We start from the raw sequence: 15,847 nt of genomic DNA, 5'->3' as shown, positions 1-15,847 counted from the left end.
TTGCTACTGAGCCTTGCGCATGCCGGCTGCCGGGTAGACTTCGCAGTCGCTGGTTTGCTGTTCGGCGAGGTCGTGCAGGGCCTGCATTGCGGTGTCGCACATATTACGGACCGCAGTTTCCGTGTAGTAGGCGATGTGCGGCGACAGGATGACGTTGGGCATTGCGAGCAGCGCCTGCCACTGCGGGTCGGTAAAGCGGCCGTGTTCAGCCAGGGCCAGCAGGTCCTCGGTTTCGTGCTCAAAAGTGTCGATGCCGACGCCGCCAAGTTGGCCGGTGCGCAAGGCGGCAAGCATTGCGCTGGTGTCGATCAGGTTCGGCCGGCCGGTGTTGATCAGCAGCGCGCCAGGCTTCATCGTGGCAATGGCCGCTTCGTCGATCAGGTGGGTGTTTTCAGGGGTGCCGGGAATGTGAAGGGTCACAATGTCGCTTTCGTGGAGCAACTGCTGAAAGGTGACCGGTTCAAAAATCAGGTGGGGGTCGCTTGGCGGGTGCGGGTCAAAGGCCAAGACCTTTGCGCCAATGCCGTTTAAAATGGCGATCAAGGTGCGACCGATGCGGCCGGTCCCGATGACGCCGACCTTGGTGTGACGCAGCTCGCGGCCAATGTGCGTCGTCGCGGTTTGGTAGTGATTTTGGTGCAAATCGCGTTGCACGAGTCCGGTTTGGCGCAGCAAGTAAAGCATGTCCGTCAACGCAAATTCCGCGATGGCGTTGGGGGAGTATGCGGGGACATTGGTCACGTGAATGCAATAGTGCTGCGCGGCGCCAAAGTCGACATTATCGACCCCGGTGTTTCGCAGTGCTAACGCGTTGATGCCCAGTTTGCGCATGGTCTTGAAAACGGCGGCTTCGTAAGGCACCGTTTGGAAACAACTGATACCTGCGCTGCCTGCCGCTTTGGCCACTGTGTCAGGCGTCAGCAGCGCAGACGTTTGCACGAGGTCGTCGCCATGCTGCCGTGCCCATCGTTCGAGGTGCTGGCGCTCGTCCGGCCGCACCCCGAAGGCGGTAATTTTCATGAGGAATGACTTCCTTCCGGGTTGGGATAGAAACCTCAGTTTATCAGGTTCAAGCCAGAAAATGGAAGCGGCAACACTTGGCCTTTGACAATTCTTTGAATTATTTTGCATCAGGGTAAAAAAACTGCCGCCACGCCTGTGAAGTGACCCAGTCGCGCGGGCAGCTTGATTAATCCCCAAGCAGCGTCGTGCCGGCATGCAACTCGGCCGGCAGGACATATTGCGATTCGAGAGTGGCATTCTTATCTTCGATGCGGGTCGTCAGTAAGTCGATCATCAGCTTACTGAGGGCGGAGATCGGCTGAACAATCGTGGCGAGCCCGGGGTGGGTCGTTCTGACTGCCGCCGTCCCATCGTAGCCAATGAGTTTGAGTTGACCGGGGATGGCCACTTTTTGGGTTCTGGCGATTTCCTCAATCATCAAGGCGGTGAGATCATCGGTGGCAAACACCGCCTCCGGTCGTTGCGTCTGAATCAATTGCTGAAGTCGCACCCACTTGAGTTGCGCTGACATGCTGAAGGGTAACTCCAGGACGTGCGGTGTTAGAGCACTTTGGCGCATGACCGCCTGATAACCGCGCAGCCGTTCATTGGTCGGGCTAAGTGGTCGATTAGCGCCAGTCACGATCCAGATGTTTCGAGCGCCGGTTTTGACCAGTGCATTGGTCGCCAGGCGGCCCCCCTCGAAGTTGTCCGAGGAGACGATTGGAATCGTGGTGCCGAGGTGGCGGTCAAATGCAATGACTGGGGCAGCAATTGCCTCGTATTCTTTGATGGTCAGGTTGTGGGTGCCAGAGATGATCCCATCGACTTGGTTTGCGAGTAGCATTCGAACATAAGCGGCCTCTTTCTCCGCGTTGTTTGCGGAGTTACAGAGAATCACCCGGTACCCCTGATCAAACAGCTGATTCTCCAGGCATTGAACTAAGTCGCCGAAGAACGGGTTGCTAACGCCAGGAAAAATCAGGCCGATCAGCTTGGTGCGCTTACCTTGCAGCGAGCGGGCCAGCGAATTTGGCTGGTAATTTAGTTCTTTCATCGCGCTCTGGACTTTGGTTCGCGTTTTGGCAGAAATTGCCCCGTAATTATTGATCACGCGCGATACCGTCGTAATCGACACGCCGGCCAGTGCCGCGACATCCGCTAATTTTGCCATTGGCTGCTCCTTTAACTCATATTATTCAGACGACGACCAGTGGCGGCCGTCACTAAGCCAGTATCTGCGGTCATGCGCCATGGTGCGCTGACCTGAGGAAAAATCCGACCAGAGGCGAAGTGCTGGCCATTCGCCACCGACAGCTCAAAACTAGAATGATCCAGCCACAATTGGAGCCGCTGAGGCCCGGCAGCGAGCGGCACCGTTCGCTTTGTACCGTACTGCAAGGCGAAAGGCACGCCGGTTTCAGTCCGGTCAATGGTCAGCGCCTGGGCTGCCGAATCGATGGTTAAGCTCAGGCTCTCTTGCGCGTTGCCAAGCCGGATCTGACCGCTGCGGTGCGCGGCAGTGGTCAGCGTGATCACTTCCTGCAGGTTTAGTTTATCATGCAGCGGCGCGAACGGGGGCCCAAGCAGCGGCTCATCGATTGGTACCTGGTGAAGGCGGCCATTTCGAATCCCCAATCGGCGCGCGAGACTATAGCATCCCTGCCAGCCCTCCTGGTCGCTGGGATAGGAGAGGTCGGGCAGGCCCATCCAGGCAATCATTAAAGCCTCCCCGTTCGGTCTATTTACCACATGGCCGGCGTAGGCATCAAAACCTTCATCCAGCAAGCGCAGGGGACTAGGAACAATCAAAGCCGCGTTTTGCCAGTCAATGCCGGCGGCCACCACCACCGTGTTGGGATAAACATTCTGGTACGCGCAGTCGCGTTGCGCCATGCCTTGAGGACAAAACAGCAATGCGACTTGGCCGTCAACGAAAGCGAGATTGGGACACTCGATCATTTCTCCCAGTGTGGTCCGGCCAAAATCAAGGGGGCCGATGAGCTGCCAGGGGCCGGTGGGGGCAGCAGCCGTATACAAAAGAATCTGTCCTTGCTTATCTGCACGTTGAGCGCCAATCAACGCGTAGTAGGTGCCATTGTGTTCAATGAGCTGAGGATCGCGAAAATGCGAGGTGTAGCCGGCTGGCGGCTCTGCGATCAATGGCTCAGCCAGCTCGGTGATGTGCCCGGACCGCTCCATCCAAGCGCCAAGCTGCGTGGTGCGGCGGCCGCCGTCCGCGGTTCTCACGTTACCGGTGTACATCATGAATAACCGGTCTTTGACTGGTAGCGCCGAGCCTGAGTAGACGCCATTAGTCGTGTAAGGGGAGTGGGGGTGAAGCGCGGTCCCCTGATCTTGCCAGTGCGCGAGATCGTTGCTGGTCAAGTGGCCCCAAGATTTGAGCCCATGCACTGGCCCAAATGGGAATTGCTGTTTAAACAGGTGCCACTGATTGGCGAAGTAGGCAAAACCGTTGGGATCGTTGATCAAGCCACTTCTCGGTTGAATGTGGTAGCCTAAGCGCCACCGTGAACGCTGCTGCTGGGCCTCAAGGGTGGCCAAGTAGGCTGGTGAGTAATTTTGATAAGGGGTGGAGCGCAGGTCAGAGTTCCCTTCAAGCACGTGATCACCTCCTGATTGACAAACGTTTACATGACTATTTTAGCATGATTTACGCATGCTATTGCAAGAAATGCTAAACGTTTGACAATTCGTTTTGGAGGCGATTACACTTAACCTATGCTCAACCAGTAAGCAAAAAAGAAATGGGGGAATTATCATGGATCATCGTCAAGCGGCCAAGGATATTCTGGCTGAGATCGGCGAACATAATATTGTGGCAGCTGCCCATTGTGCCACCCGGCTGCGGTTAGTCGTGAAAGACGAAAGTAAAATCGATCAGCAGGCCTTGGACGCCAATCCGGCAGTGAAAGGCACGTTCCGGGTGAACGGTCAGTATCAAATCATTATTGGCCCTGGGGACGTCGACAAAGTGTACGCTGAACTGATCAAGTTGACCGGTCTCAAGGAGGCCACAACCGACGATTTGAAGGCTGTTGCCGCCAATGGCAAAAAGGCCAATCCGTTGATGGCGTTAGTCAAAGTCCTGTCTGATATTTTTGTTCCGCTGATTCCGGCTTTAGTCGCTGGCGGGCTGCTCATGGCCGTCAACAATGTGCTGACGTCACCGGGGCTGTTCAGTGCTAAGTCATTGGTCGATATGTATCCCGGTATCAGTGGCATTGCCGGCATGATCAACACCTTCGCCTCTGCGCCGTTTGCGTTTCTGCCAATTCTTCTCGGCTTCTCCGCCGCTCGGCGCTTTGGGGGCAACGCTTTCCTGGGCGCGACCATGGGGATGATCATGGTGATGCCGTCGCTGGTTAACGGCTATGATGTGGCCAACGCGCTGGCCACCGGGAAGATGACTTACTGGAACATTTTTGGCTGGAACATTGCCGAGGCTGGTTATCAGGGTCAGGTGCTGCCGGTGTTAGTGGCCGTCCTGATCTTGGCAGTGGTGGAAAAATGGCTGCACGGCAAGATGCCGGCAACTTTGGATTTCATCTTCACGCCGATGATCAGTATTATCTTCACGGCGTTCATCACGTTCGCGTTTGTCGGGCCAGTGCTGCGCCTGGTTGGCGACGGCCTCACCAACGGCTTGGTGGCGCTGTATGATGCGTCCGGGTTCATTGGATCAACGGTGTTCGGCCTAGTGTATTCCCCAATTGTGATCACCGGGCTCCATCAGAGCTTCCCGGCCATTGAGACCCAGCTGCTGGCGGACATTGCCAAAACGGGCGGGGACTTTTTCTTCCCCATTGCCTCGATGGCCAACGCAGCGCAAGGGGCTGCCTGTCTGGCCATCTTCTTCCTGACCAAGGACAAGAAGGAAAAAGGGCTCGCGTCATCCTCCGGCGTTTCTGCACTGTTGGGCATTACGGAACCGGCGATTTTCGGGGTCAACCTGAAGAAGCGCTACCCGTTCTTCATTGCGCTGATCGGCAGTGCGGTGGGTTGCTTTATCGTTGGGCTGTTCGGTATTCGCTCCAGTGCGTTAGGGGCGGCCGGCGTGATCGGGTTCATCTCCTTCCCTGTTGAGTACTACGGGCCGTTCTTCTTGGCCATTGCGCTGAGCATTGCGGTGGCGTTCACTGGTACGTACGTTTACGGTCGAAGGTTAGCAGTAGGACAGTCGGATGAGCCAGTGCAAGCCCCAACGGATCCCGCCGCTCCAGCTGTCAGCGACGGAATGATCATGGCCCCAGTGTCTGGCCTGCCGGTGAGTCTGAAGGCCGTGAAGGACCAAGTCTTCGCCACAGAAATGATGGGCAAGGGCGCGGCCATTACGCCCACCGACAATATGATTTATGCGCCTGTCACCGGGACCATTACCGTCGCCGATTCGACGATGCACGCCTATGGGATCAAGGCAGATGACGGTGCGGAGGTCCTTATCCATCTGGGGATCGACACCGTTAAACTCAATGGTCAGTATTTTAGCAGTCGGGTCATGCCCGGCCAGCGGGTTCAGGTCGGCGATGTGCTGGGAACTGCGGACTTTGCTGCAATCAAAGCGGCGGGGTACGATGCCACCGTGATGGTCGTCGTCACCAACACACCAGCGTTTGGCGAGGTGGCCCCGATTGAGTCCGCACAGGTTGAGCACGATCAGCCGCTGGTGACACTGACTCAATCCCCAGGTAAGCAGCCAGCTGCCGCGCTGTGAGTCCAAGCCATTAACTAAGCCACGCGCAACTTCGGTCCTTCTGGAGTCGCGCGTGGCTTTTGCGTGTGAACGTGCGCATGCGATGGATACAGTTGGTATTCGCCAAAGGGAAGGGCTAAAGTGAAGGCAAACAGATTGTTCCACGGAGGTTTGCGATGCCAAAAGATTGTCTGATTTGCCAGAGAATTGCCGCCATTCGCCAGAATGAGAACCCATACTTAGTGCGAGAGCTTGCCACCGGCTATGTGGTGCTGGCGGACAGCCAGTACTTTGAGGGCTACACGTTGTTTTTAGCCAAGGGCCACGTCACGGAACTGCATGAGTTGGCCCCCAAGACCAAGTTGGTGTTTCTCGAGGAGATGAGCTTGGTGGCAGAGGCCTGCAGTCAGGCATTTCATGCCGACAAGATGAACATCGAGCTGCTTGGCAACGGGGATGCCCATGTGCACTGGCACCTTTTTCCGCGTCATGCCGGGGACACGGCCAAGCCCGGTCCAGTGTGGTGGACCCCGATGGAACAACTTTACGGTGATGACGTGGCAGCCGACCCAGTGTGGCTTGGCAAACTGAAAGCCGCACTGAACCAGGCACTTGACGCGGTTCTGCTTACACGTGTCGGTGAGCTTGGTGCAGTGCACGACTTGACGCTGAGCGACACCGCCCGGAGCGGTCAGGCCGGCCAACAGCCGACGGACTGAGGCTTTTTCACTTGTAAGGCCCACAAGCCGTCGCGAAAGCGCTAAACTAGACAGTAAATCAGTATCAAGGAGTCGTTATGGAATCAGAAATGAATTACTACAAGTTCAGCCGTGCGGAATGGGCGAACTTTCACGCGCACAACTTTGCCTCGGTTACCGATGAAGAGTTGGCGCAGTTGCGTTCGCTGAACGATGTCATCAGCATGGACGACGTGAAGACGATTTACTCGCCGTTGCGGCACCTGATTCACATTCGGTACAAGGATTACCAAGACGACGAGCGCACGCTGGCCCAGTTTCTAAGTCTGTCCTACCACAGCCATCCGTTCATCATTGGCATTTGCGGCTCGGTGGCCGTGGGCAAAAGCACAACGGCGCGGCTGCTGCAGCTGCTGCTTTCGCGCGCGTATCCGGATAGACGCATTCAGATGATCACCACTGACGGTTTTCTCTACTCGAACGCCGAACTGGAAAAGCGTGGTATTCTGGACCGCAAAGGGTTTCCGGAAAGTTACGACATGGACCTGCTGATCCATTTTCTCAACAACGTTAAGAATAACAACGGGATCGTGCGGGCGCCGAAGTACAGTCATCAGATCTATGACATCGTGCCGGGTGAGGAAGAGGTCATCGACCACCCGGACATCCTGATTGTTGAAGGCATCAACGTCTTGCAGCTGCCGAGCCAGCAGCCGATTTACATCAGCGACTACTTTGACTTTTCGATTTATGTCGATGCCGACCCCAAAAACATTGAGCAGTGGTACTTGGAGCGGTTCGGCATGCTGCTGGACACGGCGTTCACCGATCCGACCAACTACTATTACCAGTATGCGATCGGCAACCGCGACGATGCGTTTAAAATGGCCAAAGAGGTTTGGCGCGACGTCAACCTCAAGAACCTGAACGAGTACATTCTGCCGACCAAAAATCGGGCGGACGTGATTCTCCACAAAACCGCGAATCATTTGATCGATCAGGTCGCGCTGCGCAAGTTCAATTGATGAGGTTCTTCTCATTGAAAATTGACCAGCGCGCGAATTTTCCGTATAGTAGTAACAATTCAAAAACAAGGGAGTGTGGGCACACTTGGCAAACCAGGGCCAGGATTATGACAAGATCATCGTCCTTGATTATGGGAGTCAGTACAATCAGCTGATCACGCGGCGCATCCGCGAGTTCGGGGTCTATTCCGAACTCAAACCGCATACCATCACCGCGGCGGAAGTCCGCAAAATTGCGCCAAAAGGCATCATTTTCTCCGGCGGGCCAAACTCGGTCTACGACGACGGCGCACTGGGCGTGGACAACGAGATTTTTGAACTCGGCATTCCGATCCTTGGCGTCTGCTACGGCATGCAGCTGATGGCGCAACGTCTCGGTGGCGACGTCGAACCGGCTGACAACCGCGAATACGGCAAGGTCGATATTACCGTGACGGACAAAACCGCCAAGCTTTTCCAAGATTTACCGGACAAGCAGACGGTGTGGATGAGTCACGGCGACTTAGTGCAAAAGGCGCCGGCCGGATTCCGCGTGACTGCGACCTCACACAACTGCCCAATTTCTGCGATGGACGACGATGCGCGCAAGTTTTACGGCATCCAGTTCCACGCCGAAGTTCAAAACACCAAGTACGGCCATGAGATCCTGCACCATTTTGCCTTTGACGTTTGCGGTGCCAAGGCCAACTGGAACATGGGTGACTTCATCGATGATCAAATCGCGTCGATTCGCGCCGAAGTCGGGGATAAGCAAGTCCTGCTCGGCCTGTCCGGCGGCGTCGACAGCTCAGTGGTGGCCGCGTTGCTGCACAAGGCCATCGGCGAACAGCTGACCTGCATTTTTGTGGATCACGGCCTGCTGCGCAAGAACGAAGCCGACCAGGTGATGGAAAGCCTCAATGGTCGTCTCGGTGTGAAAATCATCAAGGTCAACGCGGCTGATCGCTTCTTGGGTGACCTCAAAGGGGTCACCGATCCCGAGCAAAAGCGTAAGATTATCGGTCGCGACTTCATCGAGGTCTTCAACGACGAAGCGCGCAAGCTGCACGGCATCGAGTACCTGGCCCAGGGAACACTGTACACTGACGTGGTCGAGTCCGGCACTGACACGGCGCAGACCATCAAGTCTCACCACAACGTCGGCGGCCTGCCAAAGGATCTGAAGTTCAAGCTGATCGAGCCGCTGAACAAGCTGTTTAAGGATGAGGCCCGCGAGTTGGGCGAACGCCTCGGCTTGCCGCATGACTTGGTCTGGCGTCAGCCGTTCCCAGGCCCAGGGTTAGGTATCCGTGTTCTCGGCGAAGTCACCAAGGACAAGCTGGAAATCGTTCGCGAATCCGACTGGGTCCTGCGCGATGAAATCGCCAAGGCCGGCCTGCAAGAGAAAATCTGGCAGTACTTCACCGTCCTGCCTGGTTTCCGTTCTGTCGGCGTGATGGGAGATGGCCGGACGTACGACTACACCATTGCCATTCGTGCCATCACCTCAATTGATGGTATGACGGCAGACTTTGCGCGCATCGACTGGGACGTGTTGCAAAAGATCTCGGCCCGTATCGTCAACGAGGTCGCTCACGTTAATCGCGTGGTCTACGACATCACCTCGAAGCCGCCGGCAACCGTCGAGTGGGAATAGACAGAATCGGCTTATAAATGCCGGTATATCAACGTTTTGATGACTGCCTAACCCGTTCGTGCAACTATCGTGCAACTTCTGGTGCAAGTCCAGCGGTAACACCGTTGTTTTGAACCTGCGCCACGTCTGATTTAGCGGTCGAAATTTCGACTAGACCATTCAGCCGTTTGGCGGCCTCAAAGTTCATATTCGGATATAAGTGCCCGTAAGTTCCGAGCGTCGTCTGAATATCTTCGTGGCCGAGGCGTTCTTTAATCACCAGTGGGTTCTCACCCAGACTGATCAATAACGAAGCATGTGAATGCCGTAAAGCATGAACGCGGATGCGATGAACTCCTGCCAGAGCTGCATGCCGTTTAATGATTCGCATGACCAGATCGCGGCGAGTAGGAACGCCGTTGAACGATAGAACAAAATCAGTTTTACACTCAAGCGCTTGTGTTTTCTTCCAATCGGAGAGAAGCTCAAGCGTTTTTGCGTCCAGTGGAATCGTGCGATTGCTGGCTTTGGTCTTCGGTGTGGAGAAGGAGTAGTTCGTGTAGCTGCGTAACCACAGCGTCTTGTTGATCCGAACTGTGCCTTCCTCAAAGTCGATGTCGTCCCACTGCAGGGCGGTTGCTTCACCGATGCGCATGCCAGTCATAAACAGAAACCACAGGGTGAAGAAGCAGAAGTGCTGGTAGAAGTCTTCGATATAGAAGGTCTTGATGACCGCCTCGAATTCTTCCTTCGTCCAGAAATCCACTTGGTTTTTCACTTTCTTAACGTTGCCGACAGTCTTAGTGGGGTTCTCGTTCATGAAGCCAAGCACAATAGCTCGTTGGAAGACGCGTGATAGCATGCATTGGACTAAGCGGGTGTAGCTTTTACTTACTTGACAGGTCATTTGGTTCTGCCATTTCTGTATGTCCACCGGCTTGATCTTGTCCATGTACATGTGCTCAAACATCTTGAAGTGCTTCAAACTGGAACGCCGACTGTCGTAGGTCTGTGGCTTCACTTGATTCTTGTACCACGGAAGAAAGAATTCTTCCCAGAATTGTTTGAATTGAATGTGTTGTTGGTCACGTTCCGCGACAACTTCCTCTACACTGCCACCGACCATTTCCTTGTAGGCTTTGCGTGCATCACGACGTGTCGTGAAGCCACCAACCTGCTTCTGGATCTTCTCGCCTGTTTTAGGGTCAACACCGAGGTAGGCGCGGAAGTAGAAAGTACCATTCTTGCGTGTTTTGATTGGGTCTGTTGTTGTAGCCATGTTTTATTTCTCCTTTGGTGCTTCGGAGTGCATGGTTTTGGCGAGTTCCGCCAACGTGCGAGTGCTAATTTGGAGACCCAGTATTTCTTCAACAGCAGTTACCGGTACGCGTCCGAGCTTCGGGCTTTTGTAGTAGGGAACACCTTTACGTACCATCAGCAGCTTAGCGCGTCTAATAATGTCCTGTGCGCGTGAGGCACCATACCCAAGAGCAACCAGTTCGTGTTTCGTCATCGTGATCACGTGAACCATATTCTTCTCCTTTCCGGGGAGCACGGATCGTACCGATGCTCCAGTCTACCATCCAAAAGTTACTTGCAACAATACCTGGTGCAAAAAACAATACGTGTTTCGTCATCATTCAGCCCGGTTCCAACCGGCTATCGAGGATCTTAAATAGAGCCTCTCTCCCTTGTTTCGTCAGGGTGACGTGCAAGTATCCGGCTCACTGGGTTAGTCGCTCGCTCGTGAGAGGTCGTGGCGTTTTGGGGCCTTCGTTGCTGAATGATGGTATTCAGTTGTCAAAGAACGTTGGCGGGAAAATAAAAACCCGCTTCGTATATACAGACAATGAAAGCGGGTCGAAATGAAAGAAATGGCAAAAAAAGATTATGTTTTTTTCTGACCGGTTTTTTTTGAAGATATTGCAAGGTGTTTCTCAACATCGAAACACTTTGCAATGTAGATCAGTTTGATTTGAAGCTCTTGCCTCAAATCCGGATCAATATGCCGTTGCCCGTATCTGGCCTCGTAGTCAATATCACGACCAAATAATTCAAGCAAGAGCGTAATAGCGTCGTTGTCCTCCTCCTGAACTGCTAAAATAACCGGTACTAGGTTATCGATCTCTGAGTAATGCATCGAATACCTCCGCATCCATTACAGATTTGTGTATGCTACCCGAATTCGTTCTAGTGCACGCTGACGCCGATAATTTACTCCTTGACTTGTTTTGCCACTACGGTTGCCAATTTCGACGTCGTTGAGTTCGCCATAATAATATTGATACAAGACCGTTTTATCCGTTGAAGAAAGTGTGGAAACTGCTCTTGATAACTTCTCACTTTCGATGAAATCTTCAAGATGCTCGATTTCCTCATTGGTCAACCTGAATTCATCGAGATGATAGGGATCTTCGATTTCTTCCAGTAGCCAGGCCTCCAGTGGTGTTTCCTTGATTCGCCGAAGAGAGGCCTTATACCGATTGATTCGTTCATTTTTGAGGGCTTGTTGTACATAGCGAATAAACATTCGTGTCACTTCTTGCTCACTACTCATTGGGTTATCCTCCTCGTTTGATTTATTGGGCTACATAATTCCAGACAATTTTTTCGGTCGCTTATGAAAGCGATTCCCAAATATTTCTTTGACGAATTACCTGATGGAGAATTGCTGCACGAAAAAAGAATCGACCGGTAGCAGTGAATGCATACAGGTCGATTCTTGATCGATAGCTTATGAGATAAGTGTTTTGAGCTGTCCGTGGGAGAGATCCTTATCGAGAGGATGGTTGTCGTTCGGAAACAACCCGGTAGTAGATATTTCCGGTCAGTTTGTAGACAAGAACGTATACTAGCGCCAGAATGGCCAATGTGATCAGCGAGACATTGAGGAAGAAGTGCCAGTTTGTGAGACCGAAGACGTGTAGTAGACGCTGAACAAAGGGTAATGCAACGCCTACGTGGATGATCGCAACTAGCAGGGGCAAATACCTAGATTGCAATAATAAAGTTACCACCTAGAAAGAGGCTTGCTCACTGCTTGAACTGGGGTTTGCCAACGGAGACATTTTCTAGGTTTGTTATTGATAAGCGCTGTGGCTTGTTGAATATCGGTCTCTGAAACCTGATCAAACTGTGTTCCCTTCGGGAAATAGTAGCGAAGTTCTCGATTGAACCGTTCATTTGTGCCCCGTTCATTCGGGTGATAGGCGTGGCAAAAGTAAACCGGTATCCGATAGCGCTTTGTAAGCGCCTGATCGCAGGAAAACTCTTTACCGTGATCAACCGTCACTGATCGAACCGGACCCGGAAAGTCCACCATCAGTCTTGCAAATCCCTTAAGAACAGCATTTTGTGATAAGTTTTCAAGCTTAGTTGTCGCCATTAAACGTGTCACCCGATCGACAATGGTCAAAACAGCAGCCTTTGACCCGCGACCACCGCGAACTGTATCCATCTCTAAATGTCCTTTTTCGGTTCGCCGATTAGCTGACTCACTGCGAATCTCAATTGAGGTGCCTACTGCTTGGTTATAGCGCGACCGAAGGTCTTGTCTTCTTTTATGACGTTTACCGTGATCAAAGAGTTGGCTTGGCTGAAAATCGACTTGTCTTTGATAAATCCAGTGGTAAATCGTGTGTGGCGCACAGTGAACGGCATAACCGACCATTTCAGGGGACCAACCTAGGTTTAGCTTCTCAGTTACCATCCGCTTCAACTTAGGCGTTAAAATCGAGTGCCGACCACAACGATGCCGACAAGTATCGGCATGATCCTGAGCTATAATGGCGCAGTAATCACCTTCAGGGCAACGGTGAAGCTCATGCCTAATAGAAATACGAGAGCGGCCTAAGGTCGCGGCGATGTATTGAATCGTGTGGTGTTGCATCAGTTCTATCTGAGATCGTTCAATTAAGGTTATAATGGCCATGGGACCTGTCCTTCTCTCTAGATGGTATGTTATGCAAACACCATTTTAGCAAGAACGGACAGGTCTTTTTTCACATTTTCTGGGTGGTAACTTTAATTATGCAATCTAGGATAGAACACCGTCAATAATTGGCTGTTAATTGTTCGGCGAACTTCTCGTCTAGATAGTGACTGTCTAAAAATCTAAGTAGTCAAGCATGTCAACCAATAAGTTCATTATTTCGTTATACTGAATCCATATAAATTCACCGATCTGACGTGTTTTCCTTGCACTTCTTAAAAAAATTCTCGAAGGCTATCTTATGGCATATCGTCACAGTCCACTTCAACTCTCATTTGCATCATTTGGTGCCGCTTTGAGCACACCGCTTAGCTCGGACAACGAATGGGTTCAATTGGCGGACATCATGCCGTGGAAAGCTCTTGATGAGGCATACCAATTAGAGTTCACCAAGAATACCGGCCGGGCAGCGAAGCCTTTTCGCTTACTATACGGCGCTAGTTTGATCCCGCAGCGGATGGGCTTGACTGACCGTGGTGTCGTTGCGGCAATTTGCGATACGCCAGCGCTCCAATACTTCGTGGGTCTTTCTGAGTACAAAGCCGTCGCACCATTCAGCTATTCAAGTTTGACACATTTTCGCAAGCGAAGCGCCGATATCTCGGCGCTGATTACCGACATCATCAACGATACTGTGCGCGCTAAGATTGAAGCGCTGGTGCCATTTAAGGTCGACACCGTGATCACCGATGCGACGGCAGTTCCTATCAAGATTAAATATCCTCAAGACACTGTGCTACTCAATCAAGCCAGACTTAACCGGCCGGATTGGCTGAATCACACCAGACCCAAAATTGATCAATCAACGGCTTGAGCTCCGCCTGCCGATGTCGCAGGCGTTCCTCTGCAGTTAGGTTCTTCCATTGCTCCTCGAGCTTGAACATCTTGTTCAGTAGCTCCAAGGGTATCGTTGAACGAAACTGTTCCTTGACCTTTACGGCATCATCATAAAACTTTCGCCGCACATGTGCCCAGCACCCCACTCTCGTGACGCAATCACCCAAACTGTTATAGGCTGAATAACCATCGCACTGAAGTACACCAGTGAATCCGGTATAAATGTGCTGGGCAAACTTAACAGACCACGTATCACCATACCCTAGTGGCCTTGCTTATAAGAGAATTGCTATACAAATTTGTTCAATTTTCATTCATGAAAATTAGTAAAAATATACCCCAAGAGCTTATATATCTCCCAATCTTAAATTATTAATATCTTGAGATTTGTGTACTTTAACATACTTTGTTAAGTCATGAATAGGAATAAGCAGCTCATTTGCATCTATAGAATCATCTAAAGCCAATCCCACTCTATATTCTCGTTGATCCTCGAAATAAGCGGGTTTAACTAAGTAGAGAAAATGTAATATACTTTGTAACGAGGTATCAGTTATTGAGGATCGACTGATCATTTTTGTATCATTGTTGATGAAGATCCCGTTGATCTTTGATATATTATTTTCCTCGTATAGCTCAGCTTTTTTGTAATCCTCGTCATTTAGATAATTCACAACTTTTGCAAATAGTCCGGATCCTTTCAGGCTATTGTCTTTCAAGTAATCTCCAACTTGTTTACATAACTCATTCAGTAATTTTGGACTGTTTTTTGCGCTAATGGTTATAAACGGCCTATTAACTTTATTACCATTTTTATCTAAATTTCCCTTTTTTAATTTTTCTACGATGTTAGGATCCAAAAAGCCATCTTTAAAATCCTTATCGCTTAGCATTGTAAAGCAGGAAACAAAACAGCAATGCCTTAGCAAACTCCAATTTTTAGCTTTTCCCTCTGAATCATCAAATTTTAGATTAGGGGGCACAGTACCAGTAACCATCTTTTCAGCTTTTCTATAGCATAGAACGTCTTTTAAATAGAGATCAGTTTGTAGATAGTTGTTTGCAATAACATCATTAGGTACAAACTGCAATAAAGCAGGTGCAACCATTTTAAACGTCCCCTTTAAATTATTTCTACGTCAAATAAATATTAACACTCCGCCTAGATTGTTGTTACTACTGGTTTATCTGTATAATGGATTGAGTAGAGAAGTTAAGGCGGCGGCTATTTCCAATCGGAGGTGGTGCTTATGGTGTTAAACCTTTAAAGCCCATAAATCCTAACGAAAGGAGTAGCCTAAGTGTCCCGTGTCGGACGCTTTACAATTAATGTTGGCTTTCGGTACTTTTATCGTACCCCAGTTATTTTTTGCTTTATCGCCCTTACTTTTAGTCAAATATAGAACATAAAAATAAGCTTCCATAATTGTACGACTAATTAGTAGCTGTTGAACTAGGCCGCCATATCTTCGAGCCCTGTAGTAAATTTGTACCGTATTTGGTAGGTCACGTCTTCAAATTCTGCCAAAATCAAAATTGGTATCGCAAATACCCGCATCAGGGCCAACACATTGCTCAAGACAACAGCTTCATCAATCTTTACAACTAGTGATTCCGCAGTTCGACTGTTCACCAAATCAAGCCCCACTGAGCCTTTCATAAAGGCAAACCGGCACTCAATGGCGCCACGACGATTCTCGGCGTCGGTATCTTTGCGACGTTGGTTCGCATCGATATGTTTTGGGTGGCGACCCAGTTTGGGACCATAGATCTTGATACCTAGGTCCTTGCACAATTTCAAGTTCGCCCGATTACGATATAGCGTGTCTGCGAGTACTTCATCTGGGTAATCACCGTGTCGGTCGTAGTAGTGATCTAATGTTGCTGCGAAATCTTGGCCTTCGAAAAGGGCCCCAGTTTACAATTCAAGTGCAACACCTTAGCGACTAGACCAAAAAGGCCATG

At 51.2% G+C, this 15,847-nt stretch carries 15 protein-coding genes and 3 pseudogenes; 6 read left to right on the top strand and 12 right to left on the bottom strand.

Features of this window, described 5'->3' with window-relative positions:
- Positions 1-3: 3 nt before the first annotated feature.
- The 3 genes from FC75_RS05475 to FC75_RS05465 form a co-directional block, all read right to left on the bottom strand.
- Positions 4-1,020, bottom strand: a complete 1,017-nt coding sequence (locus FC75_RS05475; RefSeq protein WP_056989345.1) for an NAD(P)-dependent oxidoreductase — start codon at positions 1,018-1,020, stop codon at positions 4-6.
- A 169-nt stretch (positions 1,021-1,189) separates the two neighbouring features.
- Complete coding sequence (locus FC75_RS05470) at positions 1,190-2,176, bottom strand: LacI family DNA-binding transcriptional regulator (protein ID WP_056989344.1); 987 nt, start codon at positions 2,174-2,176, stop codon at positions 1,190-1,192.
- A gap of 11 nt (positions 2,177-2,187) precedes the next feature.
- Entirely contained in the window at positions 2,188-3,627 is a 1,440-nt protein-coding gene (locus tag FC75_RS05465; RefSeq protein ID WP_056989343.1) for a sucrose-6-phosphate hydrolase, read from the bottom strand.
- Between the two features lie 157 nt (positions 3,628-3,784).
- On the opposite strand from FC75_RS05465, the gene FC75_RS05460 reads away from it, so the two are divergent.
- From FC75_RS05460 to guaA, 4 genes are all read left to right on the top strand, one after another.
- Positions 3,785-5,737: a sucrose-specific PTS transporter subunit IIBC gene (locus tag FC75_RS05460; RefSeq protein ID WP_056989342.1), complete on the top strand. Its 1,953-nt coding sequence runs from the start codon at positions 3,785-3,787 to the stop codon at positions 5,735-5,737.
- 155 nt (positions 5,738-5,892) lie between these two features.
- Positions 5,893-6,435: an HIT family protein gene (locus FC75_RS05455; RefSeq protein ID WP_054661544.1), complete on the top strand. Its 543-nt coding sequence runs from the start codon at positions 5,893-5,895 to the stop codon at positions 6,433-6,435.
- A 77-nt stretch (positions 6,436-6,512) separates the two neighbouring features.
- Positions 6,513-7,439 (top strand): type I pantothenate kinase, encoded by a 927-nt coding sequence (coaA, locus tag FC75_RS05450; protein WP_054661541.1) that lies wholly within the window; start codon positions 6,513-6,515, stop codon positions 7,437-7,439.
- An 85-nt stretch (positions 7,440-7,524) separates the two neighbouring features.
- The gene (gene guaA, locus FC75_RS05445; protein WP_056989341.1) at positions 7,525-9,075 is read left to right on the top strand and encodes a glutamine-hydrolyzing GMP synthase; all 1,551 of its coding nucleotides are present in this window, start codon (positions 7,525-7,527) and stop codon (positions 9,073-9,075) included.
- A gap of 64 nt (positions 9,076-9,139) precedes the next feature.
- On the opposite strand, the gene FC75_RS05440 is transcribed toward guaA, so the two are convergent.
- The 6 genes and pseudogenes from FC75_RS05440 to FC75_RS05420 all read right to left on the bottom strand — a co-directional run bounded on the left by FC75_RS05440 (position 9,140) and on the right by FC75_RS05420 (position 12,985).
- Positions 9,140-10,333, bottom strand: coding sequence for a site-specific integrase (locus FC75_RS05440; RefSeq protein WP_054661538.1), 1,194 nt, complete (start codon positions 10,331-10,333; stop codon positions 9,140-9,142).
- Between the two features lie 3 nt (positions 10,334-10,336).
- Positions 10,337-10,585: a DUF3173 family protein gene (locus tag FC75_RS05435; RefSeq protein WP_056989340.1), complete on the bottom strand. Its 249-nt coding sequence runs from the start codon at positions 10,583-10,585 to the stop codon at positions 10,337-10,339.
- A gap of 357 nt (positions 10,586-10,942) precedes the next feature.
- Entirely contained in the window at positions 10,943-11,194 is a 252-nt protein-coding gene (locus tag FC75_RS05430) for a helix-turn-helix domain-containing protein (RefSeq protein WP_056989339.1), read from the bottom strand.
- An 18-nt stretch (positions 11,195-11,212) separates the two neighbouring features.
- On the bottom strand, positions 11,213-11,611 hold the full coding sequence (locus tag FC75_RS05425; protein WP_054661532.1) for an RNA polymerase sigma factor: 399 nt from the start codon (positions 11,609-11,611) through the stop codon (positions 11,213-11,215).
- 217 nt (positions 11,612-11,828) lie between these two features.
- Positions 11,829-12,059 (bottom strand): annotated as a pseudogene (locus tag FC75_RS12785) (FtsX-like permease family protein); the annotation flags it as partial.
- Between the two features lie 5 nt (positions 12,060-12,064).
- Complete coding sequence (locus tag FC75_RS05420) at positions 12,065-12,985, bottom strand: IS30 family transposase (RefSeq protein WP_003574021.1); 921 nt, start codon at positions 12,983-12,985, stop codon at positions 12,065-12,067.
- Between the two features lie 301 nt (positions 12,986-13,286).
- Between FC75_RS05420 and FC75_RS05415 the strand changes: the two are divergent.
- Positions 13,287-13,805, top strand: a pseudogene (locus FC75_RS05415) (transposase); the annotation flags it as partial.
- Here the strand turns inward: FC75_RS05415 and FC75_RS12440 are convergent.
- Both FC75_RS12440 and FC75_RS05410 read right to left on the bottom strand, forming a co-directional pair.
- Entirely contained in the window at positions 13,801-14,106 is a 306-nt protein-coding gene (locus FC75_RS12440) for an IS66 family transposase (protein WP_082397649.1), read from the bottom strand. The pseudogene FC75_RS05415 and the gene FC75_RS12440 sit on opposite strands and share 5 nt — an antisense overlap.
- A gap of 123 nt (positions 14,107-14,229) precedes the next feature.
- Positions 14,230-14,991, bottom strand: a complete 762-nt coding sequence (locus FC75_RS05410) for a hypothetical protein (protein ID WP_056989338.1) — start codon at positions 14,989-14,991, stop codon at positions 14,230-14,232.
- A gap of 220 nt (positions 14,992-15,211) precedes the next feature.
- On the opposite strand from FC75_RS05410, the gene FC75_RS12990 reads away from it, so the two are divergent.
- A complete protein-coding gene (locus tag FC75_RS12990; protein WP_235808707.1) occupies positions 15,212-15,292 on the top strand; it encodes a hypothetical protein in 81 nt (26 codons plus the stop codon).
- 43 nt (positions 15,293-15,335) lie between these two features.
- On the opposite strand, the pseudogene FC75_RS05405 reads toward FC75_RS12990, so the two are convergent.
- Positions 15,336-15,794: pseudogene (locus FC75_RS05405) on the bottom strand (transposase); the annotation flags it as partial.
- Positions 15,795-15,847 lie beyond the last annotated feature (53 nt).

The organism is Lacticaseibacillus camelliae DSM 22697 = JCM 13995 (assembly GCF_001436615.1).
Lineage (GTDB): Bacteria > Bacillota > Bacilli > Lactobacillales > Lactobacillaceae > Lacticaseibacillus > Lacticaseibacillus camelliae.
This window is presented reverse-complemented; position numbering and strand designations above follow the sequence as displayed.